Origin of the sequence: Siminovitchia fortis (assembly GCF_003605365.2) — a bacterium.
Lineage (GTDB): Bacteria > Bacillota > Bacilli > Bacillales > Bacillaceae_C > Siminovitchia > Siminovitchia fortis.
The window spans coordinates 1-17,979 of the sequence record NZ_QYTU02000020.1; the positions used below are offsets into that span (position 1 = coordinate 1).

Sequence of the window (17,979 nt, forward strand, 5' to 3'; positions counted from 1 at the left end):
AACAAACTACGTCACGGATTCAGGTATATGATCAGCAAATGATCGAAGAAATTACGCCGAGCTTCATCAGTTTGCTGGAAAAAGGGAACCAATGGATTTATAAACGAATGCGGCGGAATGATTATTCAAATAAAGTGATATTGGAAACAAATGTAGAGACATATGTATTCCCGCCCAAGCTTCTATATTCCCTATCTCCGAGCGCACTTTACGTGTTTTGCGGAAATACGGTGGAGATGCTGAGGAAATTAAAAAGGAAGATTGAACACTTCAATCCTGATTTGAACGTCATTTATATTGTGAACAGCCAGTTGGATCTGCCGTTCAAGCATCAATCAATCGATGTTGTCATTGATGTCTTATCTTTCAATGATTTTTCGTTGTTTAATAATGAGCTGCCGCTGGAAAAATTGGCTCCGTATTTTAAGCGGGATACCGAGATTTTCGGCTATACTGCCTTTTACGATGCGCACGGCCAATCTTATAAAAGGCTGCGGGAGCTTTATCCCAATGGACACCCAGAAAATCTTCAATCAAGCTTTCTCAGAAACAATCTTTCAAGCGGCGGATTTACTTTGATTGAAAATGAAATGATCGGATATACGGAAAATCCGGGGGATTATATCGATTATCATTATGAAAATGAAAAGCTGCGTTGTGTAGCGTATGCAGCTGAAAAAATAATAGGCTGAAGTGCAAATAAGGTGTCGATTATGACCAGGAATGATCAAACATAAGTTTATCCCATTATTGTGTCATTAAAATGTAAAAAGAGAAAAAAGGGTTTTTTCATCAATAGATTGAACTTATTAAAAAAAGTATATGGAACAGGGAGGAGTGATGAAAAATCAATGAATAGCATCATTTATGAAAAAAGAACTTATTCAAATGTCAAAAACACACATAGCCATGATTATTTCCAACTGCTATTGCCGCTCCAAGGTTCTATGCATATTGAAACAGAGAAAATGAAAACTATCTTAAAACCAGATCATCTATTTTTCTTAACACCTTCCAGTACACATACTTTTTACGCAGATGACAGGAATGAAATTTTTGTATTAGACATTCCTAAATCAAGAATCCCTGTAAAATTTCAAGGATATGGCCTGCATGACCAATATTTGCCGATAAATAAAAAGTGGGAGTCCATTCGTTTTTTACTGCTGGATGAAATGAAAGATAATGACAGCAGTGATTATAGAGTAGAGAGATTAATACAATATGCGTCAGATTTTCTATTTCCAAAAAGCCATGAATACGACTCCCTAAATTATATACATCAGTATTACTGCGATAAGATTGAACTAACGGAACTTGCTGAGATTGAAAACTTCCATCCATCTTATTATTCCGAGTGGTTCAAGGATAAGTTTGGCATGCTGCCAAGCAAATATATCCAACAGCTTCGACTTGCGAAGGCAAAGACACTGCTTAAGGAGACAGATTTTTCAATTTTGGAAATCGCAGTGGAAGTGGGTTATAATCATGCAAGCTCGCTTAATAGATTATTTATCAATCACTTTAACATGACTCCAAAGGAATATCGGCAAAAGCATAAAAATGGCTAAAAACACCTTGAAAATAGAAAAGAAGCCTCTTTCATTTGCCTCTATACTTAAAAAGTGTAGAGGTCTTTGCTGTATTTACCGCACAGCGGAAAAAACTTATAAAAGACAAGGAGGAATTTTAATGACTGCACCAAAAGCTGTAACTTTTGACTGCTTCGGAACTTTAATTGATTGGGAGGGTGAAATTCAGAAAGTATTTAAAAGTATTTTATTAAAGAACGGTATAAACAATGCGGATGTAGTTGCCCTCCAGCGGCATTGGGAAAACATTCAATTTGAGTATATTCAGGAAAAATACCGGCCTTATAAAGAGGTTCTTAGAAATACTTTACCAATGGCGTTCAGAGATTATGGGTATCCTTTCAGTACGGAAGATGTAATAAACTTTTCAGAGTCAATGGGGAGCTGGAAACCATTCCCGGATACTGTAGAGGCTTTAAAAGAATTAAAGAAATATACAAAGATTGCACTCATTACAAATACGGATGACGCCATTATCGATGAAACAGTCAAGCATCTGGGTGTTGAATTCGACGCAATCGTTACTGCCGAACAGGCAGGTGCCTATAAACCAAATCATGACGGTTTTCATTTAGCCCTTGAAAAACTGGGTCTTGATAAATCAGAAATCCTGCATGCAGGTTTCGGTTTTAAATATGATGTGATTCCTGCTTCCGAGCTCGGCATTAAATCTTGTTGGATTAATCGGTATGGAGAAGTACGTCCTGCCAATGTGAAAGAAACTTACTTGGTAGGAGATATGGCAACCTTTGCTCTGCTGGTAAAAGGATTGGTCCACTCCTATGCGAATGTATGATTGTAATTTTCCTAAACACTATGTGCCCTTTTAGGGGCGCTTTTTTTTACCCTTGGAGCGGCCCCTCAATCGTCCATATCAACATGGTCGATTTTGCCTCTATATATCTATTCAACTTAGTTTTCAATTCAAATGGCCCCCCCTGCGTGGTTCACTCTGATCGCCGGGGGGATTGTCATATACCGACAGAATCACCCTATTTTTTGCCGCTTTCGCCATGCTGGCCAATCTAGTATTATAGACTAGTAAATGGGTAATTTTATAGAAAAGGGGAGTGGGGAAAATAGGAAAAAGATATTTCAAAATTTCTTTTTTGTTTATCCTTTTTTTGTTGATACAAGGGACATCCGTATACTCTCCCGCGGCATTTGCCGATAAAAAAACCTATAAAATTGCCGGAGAATGGGCGCTTCCTCCTTTTTCCTATATGAAAGAAGACAGGGCATTGGCCGGAATGAGCATTGATATAATGGAAAAAATATCGGAAGAGAATGGGCTGGAGTTTGAATATATCCCGATGAGTATAGAAGATGCAAAAAAAGCCCTGAAGGATGGAAAAATCGATGCAATCGCCGGGATTTCTTATAATGCGGAAAATGAAAGCTGGTTTGATTTTTCTGACCCATATTTTATGATGTCATATTCCCTGATCATTCCAAAAGAGAAGAAAGAAAGCATCAAAAAAATCTCTGATATTCGTGATTCCCATATCGTAATTGAGAATAATTCGCCGGTGCTCGCCACTCTGCAAAACATGCGAAACACAGATCTGACAATTGTGACAAACCAATATGCCGGTCTCCTTACTCTCGTCAATGAAAAAGCAGATGTTTTCATCGGTAATAAATGGACGGCCAGTTTTTATCTGAAGCATATTGAACAGGAAGACGGTTTTGTTATCCTTGATGAAGTTATTGAACCTGCCGACTATTCTATTGCTGTAAAAAAAGGCAATGAAGATCTGCTTCGGCAAATAAATCAGACACTCACGACCTTAAAAGCGAGAGATGAATTGAACCCGTTGGTCGATGGATGGTTAAGGCCGAAATCTGAAGCGGAAATTATCAGGTTAAAGCAATTTGTTTTTTTTCTTTCCATCGTACTATCAGTAGTGGCCCTTGTCCTTCTGATTATCTATATATGGAACCAGAGGCTGAAAAAAGCTGTCAGTAAACAGACCCATGCACTTAGGCTATTAAATGAGAATCTGAAAAAACAGCGGCAAGAAATTGCCGATAGCAATGTTTTTAAAGATCAGATATTAAATAATATTGATACAGGTATTGTTACATTCGGGCTTGATTTTACGATTAAAAGTTGGAACTCTAGGGCTTTGGACATCCTTAGCCAAGCTGATGGTGAATTGAATGATATTCAGCATTCTTCCTCGCTTTTAAACAAACTTCTCCGGGTATATGATGTAAAAGATACGCTGCAGGAAGAGACAGCTGAAACGATTGAAGTTGAAACAGGAAGAAACGGCCAAAAGAAGGTCATTTACTACCGCATACTGCGGATGTATGATTCCCAAATGAAACTGACTGGTTATATTCTCGCAATGAATGATGAAACGGAGAAAATGAAGCTTCAGCAAAAGCTGATTACACAAGAAAAGCTGCATGCCCTTGGACAGTTGGTTGCCGGTGTGGCCCATGAAATCCGAAATCCGCTCACATCCATAAAAACGTTTATAGATATGCTGCCAAAGAAATATGATCGGCCGGAATTCAGGGATTTGATTGTTGAGCATCTTCCGGCGGAAGTGAACAGGCTCAATACGATTGTAACCGATCTGGTCGAATATGCACGTCCGCGACCCTCTAATAAACAGCGTTATACAGCACCCGAACTGGCCTCATTGATAAAGTTTCTTCAGGTCACAGTGGATAAAAAGGGGATTATTCTTGAAAAGTCGATTGACGAAAAACTTGTATTTTATATTGACCCTCAACAAATTCGCCAGGTGATACTCAACCTGATATTAAATGCAATCGATGCGGTAGAGGAGTCTACTGAAAAAAGGATCGTCATTGGGATGGAAATGGAAGATGCGAATTACGGGAAGATCACTATCAGTGATACAGGAAAAGGAATCAATGAGGAAGATTTGACGCGGATTTTCGAGCCTTTCTATACAAGCAAGGAAAAAGGAGTAGGCTTGGGACTCACCTTATCCTATAACCTTATAAAAGAGAATAATGGAGATATTCATGTAGAAAGCCAGCCTTCTCAGGGAACGGTGTTTACGATCTTATTACCATTGTACGAAACCGGAGGAGATAAAAGTTGAAACCGCATGTTTTGGTTATTGATGATGAGCAGGCGATTTGCGCGTCCTTAACCTTTGCACTCGAGGATGATTATCGCATTACAACGACTACGGATCCCGAAAAAGGCCTTCAAATCGTTAAGAAGGAGCCAATAGATATCGTCTTGCTCGATATGCGCATTGGAAGTGTAAATGGGTTGGACGTTTTATTGAACATAAAAAAAGAAGCTCCTTCGCTTACAGTCATCATGATGACTGCGTATGCCTCGATAGAATCTTCCATTGAGGCAATCAAGAGGGGGGCGTATTACTATATTGAAAAGCCGATCAATATGGATGAGCTTTATCTTCTATTGATGAGAGCGGTTGAATTTACAAAAATGTCTTCCAAGCTGGAGACGCTTCATAAAGAATTGGAACAGAGAATCGGCTTTGAGAATTTTATTGGCAAGAGCAAAGCGATGAGTCATGTCTTCTCCATGATTAAACGCATAAAAAATATAGATTCAAATGTTCTTATTTTAGGTGAAAGCGGAACAGGAAAAGAGTTAGTGGCCAGAAGTATCCATAATTCCGGAAAAAGGAAAAATGGCCCGCTGCAAATTGTAAACTGTGCAGCAATACCGGAAACGTTACTGGAGTCGGAGCTGTTCGGATACGAAAAAGGAGCTTTTACGGGGGCAACAGAGAGAAAGGAAGGAAAATGGGTAGCAGCTAATGGCGGGACACTGTTTTTGGATGAAGTGAGTGAAATGCCGCTATCCCTCCAGGCGAAATTGCTGCGCGTTTTACAGGAGCGCGAGGTTACCCCGCTGGGATCGAATACAAAAATATCACTCGATGTGCGTATTGTTTGTGCTACAAATAAAAAATTGGAACAGATGGTGAAGGAAGGGAAGTTCAGGGAAGATTTGTACTTCAGGCTGAATGTCATACCTATTGTCATGCCGGCATTAAGGGACAGGAAAGAAGATTTGCCGCTTTTGATCAACCATTTTATCGAAAAATACTGTCAGGAAATGAGCCTGGAAAAGAAATCGTTATCTGCATCTGCCCGCCGCATCCTTCAAGAGTACAGCTACCCTGGAAATGTGCGTGAACTTGAAAACATTATTGAGTATGCAGTTGCGTTATCTTCCGGAGACGTGATTAATGATACGGATTTACCAAGGAACGTACAGGAACAGCAGCCAATCCTATCTTCATCTGAAATGGATGGCAACGGAAATTTTCTGAAAGTACCTGTAGGCGTTCCAATGTCGGAAGTGGAAAAGAAAGTCATTGCAGCAACACTCGATCATTTTGGATGGCATCGCCAAAAAACAGCTCAGGCTCTAAAGATTTCTGAGAGAAGTCTGAGGGATAAAATAAAATCATTCGGTATAGAAAAAGATAAAGTGGAAGTATGAAAATTTTTTATAGAATGAAAAGACTAATGAATCGACCTTTTAATGGACAAAATCTCCGAAAAGGCTTTAAAAAACAACAAAGCGGCAAAAATAGCCGGTCTACCGGCGAATTTTGCCGCTTTATTTATCGAAAAAAATAAAAATATGCTGTAAGTGCTTACATTTAGCTGTTGGCATACAAATTGCATTAATTTTTTGCAAGGAAGGAGACTTACAATGGAAAAACGACTACTCTTCACAGGATTCCTGTTTATATTCTTGATATTAGCAGGATGCACAGCTGTGGAAGAGAAGCAGGAAATTCCTTCTCCTGCTCTGGTCCATCCGCTCTCGGAATATCCATCCAACCAAGGTAAGGATGTTCTGGTCATAGCTACAGGAGATATGTCAGGAGTCTACTATTCGCTTGGGCAGGCAATCGCCGCTATTTATGAAAAACACGATGGGGTGGCTACGGCCGCACAGGTGACAAATGCTTCTTTCCAAAATATAGAGCTGATTAGTAAGAAAGAGGCTGATCTTGGTTTTGCTACTGTGGATGTACTCAGTGAAATGGAAGAAGATGATTCTATTCAAAACCTAAAGGTGCTAACTGAACTTTATTCTAATTATATCCATATCGTTACCCTGAAGCACAGTGGTATCACTTCATTTAAAGATCTCGAAGGCAAGCGGATCAGTGTAGGTCCGGATGGAAGCGGAACAAAACTCACTGCAGAGCGGACCCTTTCCATTTTTGGGTTGGACGGCAATAAAGTGGAAAAACAATTTCTCACGTTTACGCAATCGGCAGACGCACTAAGGAATGGGACAATTGATGCTGCATTCTTTTCTTCAGGCTTACCCAATCCGGAGATTACCACGCTTGCTTCGCAGATGCCGATATCGCTTATTCCGATTCCTGAGGCCATGGTGTCCAACCTAAATAAGGAGTTTGGCATTTATACAATCAAAGAGATACCATTGGGCACGTATGAAGGCATGGACGAAAGTATACAAACGATTTCTGTCAAAAATGTTCTTTTGACACATAAAGATTTGTCGGAGAAACAGGCCTATCAACTTGTAAGCAGTCTGGATACTCATTTGCCTGAATTGCAAAAAACTCACTCGGCTGCTCAAGACATCCCAGTGGCAGAGGCGAAAGTGGAATTTCCGGTTGATTATCATCCTGGCGCCAAAAAGTATTTTCAGAAAAAAGAAACTACTGAAAGTGAAAGTAAACAAGGAGGCCAATAAAAAATGAGAAAGCTATTTACTGTATTTATTGTATTGATGTTAGTCGCACTTGCAGGCTGCGCTTCCGCACCTACTCCACAAAAACCGGGAGAAGGGGCGAAGTCGAAGGGCAAAGGTGGAGCTAAAGAATTAACAGTTGCGGGAAATGGGGGCGTAATTGAACGAACTGTACGTGATGTCATTGCCCCTAAATATGAAAAAGAAACTGGCATTAAAATTAATTATGTTGCAGGACTTTCTGGTGAGATTTTGTCAAAAGTAGAATTACAGAAAGATGCTCCCCAAATTGACATAGCCATCTATGTGCCGGTCGATGTTCAGCGGGCATTGGATAAAGGACTGTCAGAGACTATTGATGAGTCAAATGTACCTAATATGAAAAATATTAATCCCGATTTCATTGCAGTGGATAAAGCAGCAGCTCCTGTCTTTGGACTTGTAATTACTCCGGCTTATAATACCGAGACTTTTGAAAAAAACGGGCTGGAACCGATTGAATCATGGAACGATCTAATTCGTCCTGAGTATAAAGGGAAAACTGCATTTTCTGATATCAATAATGACTGGGGATTCAATACTCTTAACGCGTTGGCCATGGCAAATGGAGGCAGTACGGACAATATGGAACCAGGATTGGAAAAAGCCAAAGAACTTGCGGGCTATTCCAGCACATTCTATAAAAACTCCACTCAAATGATGCCGGCAATCCAGCAGGGGGCGGCTGATGTAACGGTTATGGGAAGTTATGCTGTGGGAGAACTGGCCCTATCCGGTGTTCCGATTAAAATAGCAGTGCCGAAAGAAGGAGTGCCGCTTCAAGCCTTTAGTGCCTCTTTAGTAAAAAACACTCCTCGTGAGAAGGAGGCAATTGATTTTATCAATTATTTAATTAGTGAGGAATCACAAGAATTAATTTCCGACAAAGGATTCTATCCGGTAGTCAATGGCATGAAACTTCCTGAAAAATATGAGGAATCCATAGGCCTTAAAGAAACAGATAAAACGTTCAAGCCTGATTTTGCGAAATTTGCCGAAATTCGCGCTGAATGGACGGATAGATGGTCAAAAGAAGTAACTCCTGAACTTGGAAAACTTCTTAAATAAACATCGTAAGAAGGGAGTCTCAGCTGATGCAAACTAAAAATGACGTAGAGATTAAAGGTGCTGTTAAGAGATTTGGTTCTAATACTGTACTGGATAATATTAATCTTGAAGTGAAAAAAGGGGAATTGCTCACACTGCTTGGGCCTTCCGGCTGCGGAAAGTCAACCACCTTAAATCTTATCGCCGGCTTTCTGGATGCAGATGAAGGCGATGTCTATATAAAAGGTAAAAAAGTCACAAATGTACCGCCATACAAGCGTGATTTGGGCATGGTGTTCCAAACCTATTCATTGTTTCCTCATATGACAGTCTATGACAATCTTGATTTCGGTCTAAAACTGCGCAAAGTTGAAAAATCAAAAAAGAAAGAGAAAATTTCGCAAGCCCTTGAACTTGTAAAAATGTCTGGCCTCGAAGACCGTTACCCCCGGGAATTATCCGGGGGGCAGCGCCAGCGCGTTGCCATTGCCCGCGCACTTGTAGTAGAGCCCGAACTTCTCTTGCTGGATGAGCCCCTTTCCAACTTGGATGCAAAATTGCGCCATGAACTGCGTGCCGAGATCAAACGCTTGCAAAATGAAATCGGAGTTACGACTATTTTCGTAACACATGATCAGGAAGAAGCTCTTTCAATGTCAGACAGAGTGGTAGTCATGAATGCAGGGAAAATTGAACAAATCAGTTCACCGACATCCATCTATAATCATCCGAAAACGGAATTTGTCTTCCGGTTCATTGGGAAATCCAATAGTTTTGATGGAAAGGTAGTTTCGATAGACAATCAAAAAATCACAGTAAAAATGGGAGAACAAATAACAAAGGTTGATGTCGATAATATCATGGGCGATGACAAGACTTGCAAGCCTGGCGATGAGGTAAGGCTCTATATCCGGCCGGAAAAAATCCAAGTCGGGTCGTCACAAGATTCTTTTGATCCTTCCCTTAATGTCCATAAAGCGGAAATAACCCAAATAAACTATCTGGGTACAACATGGGAATTAGATGTATCGCTAATGGGCAAGCCATTGCAAATTAATACGGCTGCCTTTGATTCTGCTTGGCAGGCAGGAAGTGAGGTGTTTGTCGGATGGAGCCCAGCAAACTTGATGTTAATCAAGAAATAGAACAGCGCCCTTCTGGTCAGTCGAAACAGCAAAAAGAGCCCAAAAGAAAAAAAAGAAAAAGTTGGACACCGGGAGTTCTCCTCCTTTTGCCAATCCTTTTGTTTATTTTTGGTTTTTTTGTCGTACCTATGCTGTATATTCTTTATTTGAGCTTTATCACCACAGACAGTATAGGAGGAGAAGGTGCCGCCTTCAGTCTGCAGAACTATATACAATTCTTTACGGACAGTTACTATATGTCATCTCTTTGGCTGACGGTAAAAGTAAGCCTGTATACTGTTATAGTATCCTTGCTTTTGGGATATCCGGTTGCATTGATGATGGCGAAAAGCTCGCCGAAAGTCCGCGGGTTCATCGCTTTGCTCGTTGTCTCGCCGCTATTGGTCAGTATAGTGGTCCGGAACTTTGGCTGGTATCTCCTATTATTGCCCAACGGTACAATCAATGAAATGCTGATGACTTTAGGAATTATTAAAGCACCGCTTAAACTCCTGTTTTCAGAACTGGGAGTTGTGATAGGGCTTTCTAATGCCTACTTGCCCTTTATGATTTTATCGATTGCGACAAGCCTTTATAATATTGATCCTTCATTGGAAAAAGCAGGCTCTATCCTGGGAGCAAGTCCGCTTCGCAGCTTTTTTTCCATCACTTTGCCGCTGAGTCTTCCGGGGATTGTGTCCGGATGCGTACTTGTATTCAGTCTATCCATGAGCGCATATGTAACGCCGGCTTTGATGGGCGGCGCGAATGTACCTGTAATGCCGGTGGTGGCGTATGACCAGATCAATAATTTGCTTCGCTGGACGTTTGGTTCCGCCATATCTTATGTTCTTTTGGCAACGACCCTAATTACAGTTACGTTATTTTCACGTGGTTTTGAAGTCAGCAAGTTCAGGGAGGTGTTCCGGTAATGAATATGATCGGAAAACTTCGCACGGGAGTGGCAATATTGGCGATTATCTATATACTGATCCCGTTAATTGTTGTGATACCCGCTTCCTTTACGAGCGCCAGTTATCCAAGCTTTCCGCCGGAGGGATTTTCTTTCCAGTGGTATACAAAGATTTGGGAAAGGCCTGAGTTTATTGAAGCGATGGCAAACAGTTTTCAGTTTGCCCTGTTGGCTGCCTTTTTTTCAGTCCTGTTCGGTACGCTCGGCGCACTTGCCATTGCCAAGTACGAGATACCCGGAAAGGCTTTTATCACAGCACTTCTGACTGCGCCATTAAGTGTGCCTCAGCTTGTACTCGGGATTGCACTGCTTATTTATTTTACTCCGATGATGCTGGCGGGGACACCGACAGGGTTTTTGATATCCCATATCATCATTTGTATCCCTTATGTCATCAGGCTTGTGCTGACGGGGCTAAGTGGATTCGAATACAATCTCGAGCGGGCTGCGGCCATTTTGGGGGCAAATCCCTTTACTGTTTTCTGGAAAATCACCTTGCCGCTTATCCGCCCTGCGATTATTTCAGGAGGATTATTTGCATTCCTGACATCTTTTGATAACGTAACCGTATCTTTATTTATGGTTTCACCAGACATGCGAACTTTGCCAATCGAGATTTTTTCACACATGCAGGATGCATACAATCCAATCGTAGCGTCTGTTTCCAGTGTAGTTATTTTCATCTCAGTGATTCTGATATTGATCATTGAAAAAATACATGGAGTTGGAAAAGTTTTCGGCGGCACTCATTCATAAGGTGAAGAGAGACTTAGGTTCTTCCTTTCAACGGAAGAACCGTTCTTTATATAAACGTGAAAGGAGTTTTCTTCAATGGACCTCGGATTAAAGGGAAAGGTCGCGTTAATAACGGGAGGAAGCAAAGGCATAGGATTGGAAACAGCATTGCAGTTAGCATACGAAGGGGTGAAGGTTTCCATTTGTGCAAGAAATGAGAAACATTTGGAAGCATCTGCAAATTTTATCAGAAAGGAAACGGGGACCGAAGTGCTGCCTATCCAAGCGGATGTTACAAAACAAGAAGATTGTAAGCGGATAGTGAAACAAACAGTCAAACATTTTGGTAAGTTGGATATTTTGGTGAATAATGCCGGTACTTCCTCTGCTGCACCGTTCGAACACGTGGAGCCTAAGAGTTGGCAGCAGGATCTTGATTTAAAGCTGTTTGGCGCAATCCACTGTTCACGGCAAGCCGTCCCTTATATGAAAAAAAGCGGAGGGTCCATCATTAATGTGACGGCAGCCATTGGAAAAACGCCGCCTGAATCTTCTTTGCCAACCAGCGTGAGCCGGGCTGCAGGCCTGGCACTTACGAAAGCTATGAGCAAAGACCTTGGAGAAGATAACATACGGGTAAACACGGTATGTATTGGATTGATCAGAAGTCATCAAATTGAGAAAAGGTGGAAAAGGGAAGCACCGGAACTTAACTGGGAACAATATGAAAAAGACCCGCGTCACCAAATCCCACTCGGAAGAATAGGGAAAGCGGAGGAAGCTGCAAAGGTCATAACATTTTTAGTTTCAGAAGCGGCTTCTTATGTAACGGGAACGGCTGTTAATATCGATGGCGGAAAATCGGGCGTTTTATAGGAAAGATGATTAGGTTAAGTACTAATTCTATATTCAAAAGGGGGCTGTCCGAAAAGTGGAAATCCCCTAATACTTTAAAAATGCTGATATATCAAGGTTTTAGAACATGAAAGGGGGTGTCCAAAAGTCAAAAAAATGACTTTCTGGACAGCCCCTTCAGACCGTTCTTATACTTTTTTATAAAACGAACCGTCCGATTAACCCTGCAATAACTCCTACTACAGCAACGCTGGCAGCAAGAAAAGCAATAACACGCCAAGTTAAGCTGCGTCCGACCATCAGCATGGAAGGAAGGCTGATCACAGGCAGAGTTATCAGTAGCGCGGCTGCCGGGCCGCCGCCAAGACCAAAAGACATCATGGTTTGAATAATCGGTATTTCCGCCGCTGTGGGGATGACAAATAATGTTCCAACTATTGCAAAGCCGATAATCACCAATAGGCTGTTGCCCCACTGGTCGCCAATGGCGGGAAACAACCAGGCCCGAAAAGCGCCAAGAGTCAAAACGGTTAAAATGTATGCAGGGATCAAGCTAACAGACATTGTTCCCAGGCTTTTCACCCAACGTGTCCATAAGCTACCTTCCTGAACGGGAAGTGGTTCCACGACATTTTTGTCGAATGCCGCCGCATTTGCATTTTCCTTGACAAAACGATTGGCTAGATAGCTAACGCCAAACACCAAAATAATTCCGAACAATAGACGCAAGACGGTAAACTTCCACCCCAGAACAAAAAACATAAAAATCAGTACGGCAGGATTTAATGCTGTATTACCGAACCAAAACGCGACAGCAGCACCGACCGAACTAGACTGGTTGCGAAGTCCAACTACCACTGGAGCGGCACAACATGTACACATCATGCCTGGAAGGGAGGATAAGCCCGCTATTAGTGTACTGCCGTAAGAAGTTTTGCCCAATACACGCCGAATCCAGTCGCGGGGCACCAAAACTTGTACCAGCGAAGCCAAAATAATGCCTACGATGAAGGCTTTCCAAATCGCTTTAAAATAAACGAGGCAATATTCCCATGCAGTATGCCATGAAGGGGCGGCTGCTGTTGCCGCTTCCCCGGAAATAATCGAGGCACCGATACTGTGCTCGTTTGCGGCGGTAAATGCCTTGTGATAATAAGGGTTCCATTTGGACCAGTACAAACCAATCGCCGCTACAACGAAAAAAACAACAACGCCCCATAACAACCGGGAATGGTTGACTGTGGCTGATTTGTTTAACATCGTCTGTCCTTCCACAGGAATCGCCTCTTTTCTACAAATGATATTACATATTCTTATCAATTGTATAACCAATTCTAATAATTTGCAACATGTTAATTGGCCGTATTGTAACTATTAACAAATTAATGAGACCCCCCAAAACTTTCTAAGTCGCTTGCGCTTTTCTTAAATTTAAAGTTTAATAACTAAAGTAAAATTTCTGAATATTTTATTGAAGTGTGAATATACTTTTGATATACTATATTCTAATAAAACTTTCTATAACTCAAGATAGTTAACATTCAAACTATAAAAGTACATAAATTATCTTTTTTATGAATAACTTGAAAGCGGTATCAATTGATTGGAAATATATAAAGTTGTTTGAAGGGGGAATATGGATGTTTATACGAAAAAAGTTTGCCTTCATGGCGGTCTTATTTTTGTTCGCTTCTGTGCTCGCGGCATGCAGCGGCGGAACAAGCGGAGATGGCGGCGGTGGCAGTGGAGGAAAGAAAAAAATAGCAATCGGCCCGCCGGCGAGTGAAACGAATTCAGTTTCAAAGCTGATCTTGGATGCTTACGGTATTGAAGAAGGGGATTATGAGGACTATCAGGAAGGTTTTGGAGATGCCGCTGACGGTGTCCAAGATGGGAATATTGAAGTTTCTATAGGGGTACTTGGCTTGCCGGCCGGAAGCATTGAGAGCTTACAGGCTTCTGCGGGCGATGTGAAAATGCTAGGGCTTTCAGATGAAGCTATTAAGCATATCGAAGAAAACAGTGGATATAAACGCTATACGATCCCGCAAGATACGTATGATTTTCTTGATTCCGACGTCGAGACAGTCACCGCGTACGCTGTTTTGATGGGGAACACGGATACAATCGATGAAGAACTTGGATATGAACTTGCCAAGATCATGATTGAAAATGCGAGCGAAAACACGCATGACCAAGCAAAACAAATGACACTTGAAAATGCATTGAATGGAGCGGAAGGGCTTCCTATCCATCCAGGTGCTAAAAAATATTATGAAGAGCAGGGCCTTACTGTCGATAATCCCGTAGCAGAACTTAAGGCTGATAAGAAAGATCGAAAAAGTGAGTTGATCCTTGGTACGGGAAGCCAGGGCGGAACTTATTATCCGCTTGGGGGAGAAATGGCCAATATTTGGAATAAGCATATTGACGGCGTTAACGTAACGAACACAGAAACCGGGGCTTCCATTGAAAACCTTGCAAGTATCCGGGATGGCAACATGGACCTCGGAATGTCCGTTCACGTGCCGGCGCTTGCTGCTCTTAATGGCGAAGGGGATTTTGAAGGTGCTGAAGTAAAGAATGCGGCATTTATCGGTCACATATACCCGGAAGTAATCCAAATCGTTACGCGTGAAAAAACAGGAATCAAGAGTTTGGATGACCTGAAATAAAAATGATGGAGAAAGGGATGATTGTACAGGCCGTCATCCCTTTCTCCTCTTTAAACGGAAGACTCGAAGAGAGGTGTCTATATGAAGGAGAAAGAACATCTGGATGCACAGGAAATACTTGAGAAGTATGACAGAGAGAATCAGTTCAGGACTTCAATCGGAAAATGGGCATGGGTCGTTACGCTTTTAGGAGTCTCCTTGACGGTATTCCATTTATATACGGGTTATTTTGGAACATTGCCCTCTCAAAAGCAGGGGGCGATCCATCTCGGCACAGCTTTAGGAATTATTTTTTTGCTTTTTCCGGCGAAAAAAGGATGGTATAAAATCCAAAAGAAAGTTCCCTGGTATGATGTCGTACTGGCCTTCACCGCGATGTACGTAACCTACCATAAAATTTTCTTCTTTGACTCGATCCTTAAAAGCAGGATCACTGGATATAGCACGATTGATATCATCATATCCATCGTAGGGATCCTGCTCGTTTTAGAAGCGACCCGCAGAACAGTAGGGGTTCCGATTGTTGTTGTGGCGAGCATCACGATCGTATACGCCATTTTTGGAAAGCATATCCCAACGACTATCTTGTCGCATCCCGGTTTTTCTGTTGACAGGATCGCTCCGAACCTCTGGTATCAGGAAAGTGGCGTCTTCGGCACGCCAGTCCAGATTTCCGCTAAATTTATATTTCTGTTCCTGTTTTTTGGTGTCATGCTTGTTCACACGAAAATTGGACAGTTTTTCAATGACTTGGCCTTTTCACTCACTGGGCGTTTTACTGGAGGTACGGCAAAGACGGCAGTTGTTGCGAGCGCGTTGCAAGGCATGGTTTCGGGAAGTTCCGTAGGAAATACGGTCGCTTCAGGGTCGTTCACCATTCCGATGATGAAAAAGTCCGGATTCAGGCCGGAATTTGCGGGAGCCACAGAAGCCTCCGCTTCAACAGGTGGCCAAATTATGCCGCCGATCATGGGAGCAGCCGCTTTTATTATGATGGAATATTTAGGGGTGCCATACTCTACTATCATGTTGGCTGCCGCTATCCCTGCTGTTTTATATTTTACGGGAATCTTTATCGGCACCCATTATGAAGCAAAAAGGCTGGGAATTTTCGGCCTGCCCAAAGCCCAGCTTCCTGTTTTCAAGGACCTGATGCTGAAGAACGGCTTCATGCTTCTTCCTGTCGTCATAATGATTGGTACAATCCTTTCAGGGTTCACTCCACAGCGTGCTGCGCTATTGGGGATTGTTTCGGTATTTATTGTAAGCCTGGTCAGAAAGGACACCCGTTTGTCCTTTAGGCAACTTATCGATGTGTTGGAGCAAGGGGCAAGAGTGGCACTTCCTGTTATCGCCGCGGTAGCCACTGCCGGGATCATCGCCGGGGTTGTCAGTATTACAGGGCTGGGGGCGAAGTTTGCTTCCGGGATTATCGCTTTGTCCGGCGGCTACCTGATATTGGCACTTATTTTTACAATGATCGCCTGTCTCATCCTTGGAATGGGTCTGCCGACTACGGCGAACTATGTGGTAACAGCAACAGTTGCAGCCCCTGCGCTTATCAATGAGTTTGGCCTGGCGCCGATTGCAGTTCATATGTTTGTTTTCTATTTTGGAATTGTAGCGGATATCACTCCGCCTGTTTGCTTGGCAGCTTATGCGGGGGCGGGAATTGCCCGGGCCAATCCGTTCAAGACAGGTGTTATCGCAGTAAAACTTGCCATAGCGGCTTTCATCGTTCCGTACATTTTTATTTACAATCCAATTTTGGTTCTGGTGGATGTAACGCCTTTGGCTCTTATTTTTGCGATCGTAACCTCCCTGATCGGCATGGCAGGTGTCAGCAGTGCAGTCGTTGGGTTTTACGCCCGAAATTCATTCATGTGGGAGCGGATTGCCCTTTTTGCCGGCGGGCTCATGATGATTTTCCCCGAAACGATAAGCGACTTTGTCGGCGCGGCTATCCTGGTTGGCATTTGGTTTATCCAAAAACAGCGTAAAGAAGACAGCGGCCATATGAATACACAAGTAACGATGTGATCGTTCCAACTTGATTGAAATCCTCCTCCAACTATTATTGGTGGAGGATTTTTCAATTAAAGTGTATTGGGCAACTGCCTGCTATTGGAAGGTAACACCTTGAATTATATCGGGGCTTCATACATTCTGGTCAAGAGTTATATGGACACCTCTTAGTTAAGTCTTTACAATCAAATTTAGAAGGTGATGTGTCCGATGGGAGATAAAATAATCCATTTAATCGTATCCATAATTGCATTTGGTGTGTTGTCCTCATGCACGGCGTCAATCGTAGATGATTATCGGGACAGCTATAGTGTATTTGATGCGAACAAAGCCAAGGGAATCATTGTTTCAAAACGTGCTGAGAAAGGACTTTATTCATCCCCTGCATATTTTGCAGAAGTGCTCATGTATGAAGGAAAATCGAATCCAGAAGCGACAACGACTGAGGCGCGTGTAACGAACAGGCAGATGAAAAAGATTGATCTTGGTGAGGAAATTTCCGGATATACAGTTAATGGAAGACAATTCCATACTGTCCTCGATATGCTCCACGATGGCTTCTTTTATCTATTATTTACAGTACTCGGCATATTTTTTATGGTTGGTATTATTTTATGGTGGCTCTGTCATATAAAATCTTTACGAACATTTATTTCGATGTTAATTGATAAATTTTTTGAACTGCCTATTTTTAAACATGAAGCAATTAGTTTCAGTAAACTTATTATTATAACCCTGGGACTGGCATACCTAGTTTTCGCATCCTCTTATACGCTGAATTTATATCATAAGGTAAAACCATTTGGGAAAGTGGCAACTGAAGCTGAGATCACGGATCAGTCAGTTGATTATCGCATTTCGCATGATTATCTTGATGATTCACGATATTACCTGACACTGGCCTATTTTGATGAAAATAAGGAGTATATTGAAGTTACAAAGGAAGTGTCGCTTCGAACATTCAACAAATATAAGTATGACGATCCCATCTCTGTTTCATATTTAAAACAAAATCCATATCAAGTATTTATCCAACGACTGTCATTTCTTGAAATAATCAGCAGCGCCACAACAATTCGGTCAATTTTTTATGGATTTCCAATCCTCATTATTGTTTTTATTCTTTATTTGGAATGGAGGAAAAGGCGAAAAAATAAAATGAAAGCAAACGGCTCTGTTTTGTAATAATACAATACCAGGTAAT

The 17,979-nt window shown here is 41.9% G+C and carries 15 protein-coding genes; 14 read left to right on the forward strand and 1 reads right to left on the reverse strand.

The window, feature by feature from the left end; translation table 11 throughout:
* From D4N35_RS18110 to D4N35_RS10065, 11 genes are all read left to right on the forward strand, one after another.
* The coding region (locus tag D4N35_RS18110; protein ID WP_164876336.1) for a class I SAM-dependent methyltransferase at positions 1 to 692 on the forward strand (692 nt) is incomplete at its 5' end.
* A 159-nt stretch (positions 693 to 851) separates the two neighbouring features.
* Positions 852 to 1,571, forward strand: coding sequence for an AraC family transcriptional regulator (locus tag D4N35_RS10020; protein WP_120073078.1), 720 nt, complete (start codon positions 852 to 854; stop codon positions 1,569 to 1,571).
* A 121-nt stretch (positions 1,572 to 1,692) separates the two neighbouring features.
* Positions 1,693 to 2,388 carry a haloacid dehalogenase type II gene (locus tag D4N35_RS10025; RefSeq protein ID WP_164876337.1) on the forward strand — a complete coding sequence of 232 codons (696 nt, stop codon included), beginning with the start codon at positions 1,693 to 1,695 and terminating at the stop codon, positions 2,386 to 2,388.
* A gap of 274 nt (positions 2,389 to 2,662) precedes the next feature.
* Positions 2,663 to 4,678, forward strand: a complete 2,016-nt coding sequence (locus tag D4N35_RS10030; RefSeq protein ID WP_120073083.1) for a transporter substrate-binding domain-containing protein — start codon at positions 2,663 to 2,665, stop codon at positions 4,676 to 4,678.
* Positions 4,675 to 6,066 (forward strand): sigma-54-dependent transcriptional regulator, encoded by a 1,392-nt coding sequence (locus tag D4N35_RS10035; RefSeq protein ID WP_120073085.1) that lies wholly within the window; start codon positions 4,675 to 4,677, stop codon positions 6,064 to 6,066. The genes D4N35_RS10030 and D4N35_RS10035 overlap by 4 nt, the downstream gene beginning before the upstream one ends.
* Positions 6,067 to 6,282: 216 nt before the next feature.
* Positions 6,283 to 7,305 carry a TAXI family TRAP transporter solute-binding subunit gene (locus D4N35_RS10040; RefSeq protein ID WP_120073087.1) on the forward strand — a complete coding sequence of 341 codons (1,023 nt, stop codon included), beginning with the start codon at positions 6,283 to 6,285 and terminating at the stop codon, positions 7,303 to 7,305.
* Positions 7,306 to 7,308: 3 nt separating this feature from the next.
* Entirely contained in the window at positions 7,309 to 8,409 is a 1,101-nt protein-coding gene (locus D4N35_RS10045; protein ID WP_120073089.1) for an ABC transporter substrate-binding protein, read from the forward strand.
* A gap of 26 nt (positions 8,410 to 8,435) precedes the next feature.
* Positions 8,436 to 9,533 (forward strand): ABC transporter ATP-binding protein, encoded by a 1,098-nt coding sequence (locus D4N35_RS10050; protein ID WP_120073091.1) that lies wholly within the window; start codon positions 8,436 to 8,438, stop codon positions 9,531 to 9,533.
* Complete coding sequence (locus D4N35_RS10055) at positions 9,497 to 10,444, forward strand: ABC transporter permease (protein WP_120073093.1); 948 nt, start codon at positions 9,497 to 9,499, stop codon at positions 10,442 to 10,444. The genes D4N35_RS10050 and D4N35_RS10055 overlap by 37 nt, the downstream gene beginning before the upstream one ends.
* Positions 10,444 to 11,241: an ABC transporter permease gene (locus tag D4N35_RS10060; RefSeq protein ID WP_208646293.1), complete on the forward strand. Its 798-nt coding sequence runs from the start codon at positions 10,444 to 10,446 to the stop codon at positions 11,239 to 11,241. The genes D4N35_RS10055 and D4N35_RS10060 overlap by 1 nt, the downstream gene beginning before the upstream one ends.
* Before the next feature lie 75 nt (positions 11,242 to 11,316).
* On the forward strand, positions 11,317 to 12,096 hold the full coding sequence (locus D4N35_RS10065; protein WP_120073095.1) for an SDR family NAD(P)-dependent oxidoreductase: 780 nt from the start codon (positions 11,317 to 11,319) through the stop codon (positions 12,094 to 12,096).
* 177 nt (positions 12,097 to 12,273) lie between these two features.
* Here the strand turns inward: D4N35_RS10065 and D4N35_RS10070 are convergent, their stop codons facing one another.
* Complete coding sequence (locus tag D4N35_RS10070) at positions 12,274 to 13,335, reverse strand: permease (protein ID WP_120073188.1); 1,062 nt, start codon at positions 13,333 to 13,335, stop codon at positions 12,274 to 12,276.
* Between the two features lie 380 nt (positions 13,336 to 13,715).
* On the opposite strand from D4N35_RS10070, the gene D4N35_RS10075 reads away from it, so the two are divergent.
* From D4N35_RS10075 to D4N35_RS10085, 3 genes are all read left to right on the forward strand, one after another.
* Positions 13,716 to 14,750 (forward strand): TAXI family TRAP transporter solute-binding subunit, encoded by a 1,035-nt coding sequence (locus D4N35_RS10075; protein WP_120073097.1) that lies wholly within the window; start codon positions 13,716 to 13,718, stop codon positions 14,748 to 14,750.
* 81 nt (positions 14,751 to 14,831) lie between these two features.
* The gene (locus tag D4N35_RS10080) at positions 14,832 to 16,790 is read left to right on the forward strand and encodes a TRAP transporter permease (protein ID WP_120073099.1); all 1,959 of its coding nucleotides are present in this window, start codon (positions 14,832 to 14,834) and stop codon (positions 16,788 to 16,790) included.
* A gap of 195 nt (positions 16,791 to 16,985) precedes the next feature.
* Positions 16,986 to 17,960 (forward strand): hypothetical protein, encoded by a 975-nt coding sequence (locus D4N35_RS10085; protein ID WP_120073101.1) that lies wholly within the window; start codon positions 16,986 to 16,988, stop codon positions 17,958 to 17,960.
* The last annotated feature ends 19 nt before the right edge of the window (positions 17,961 to 17,979 follow it).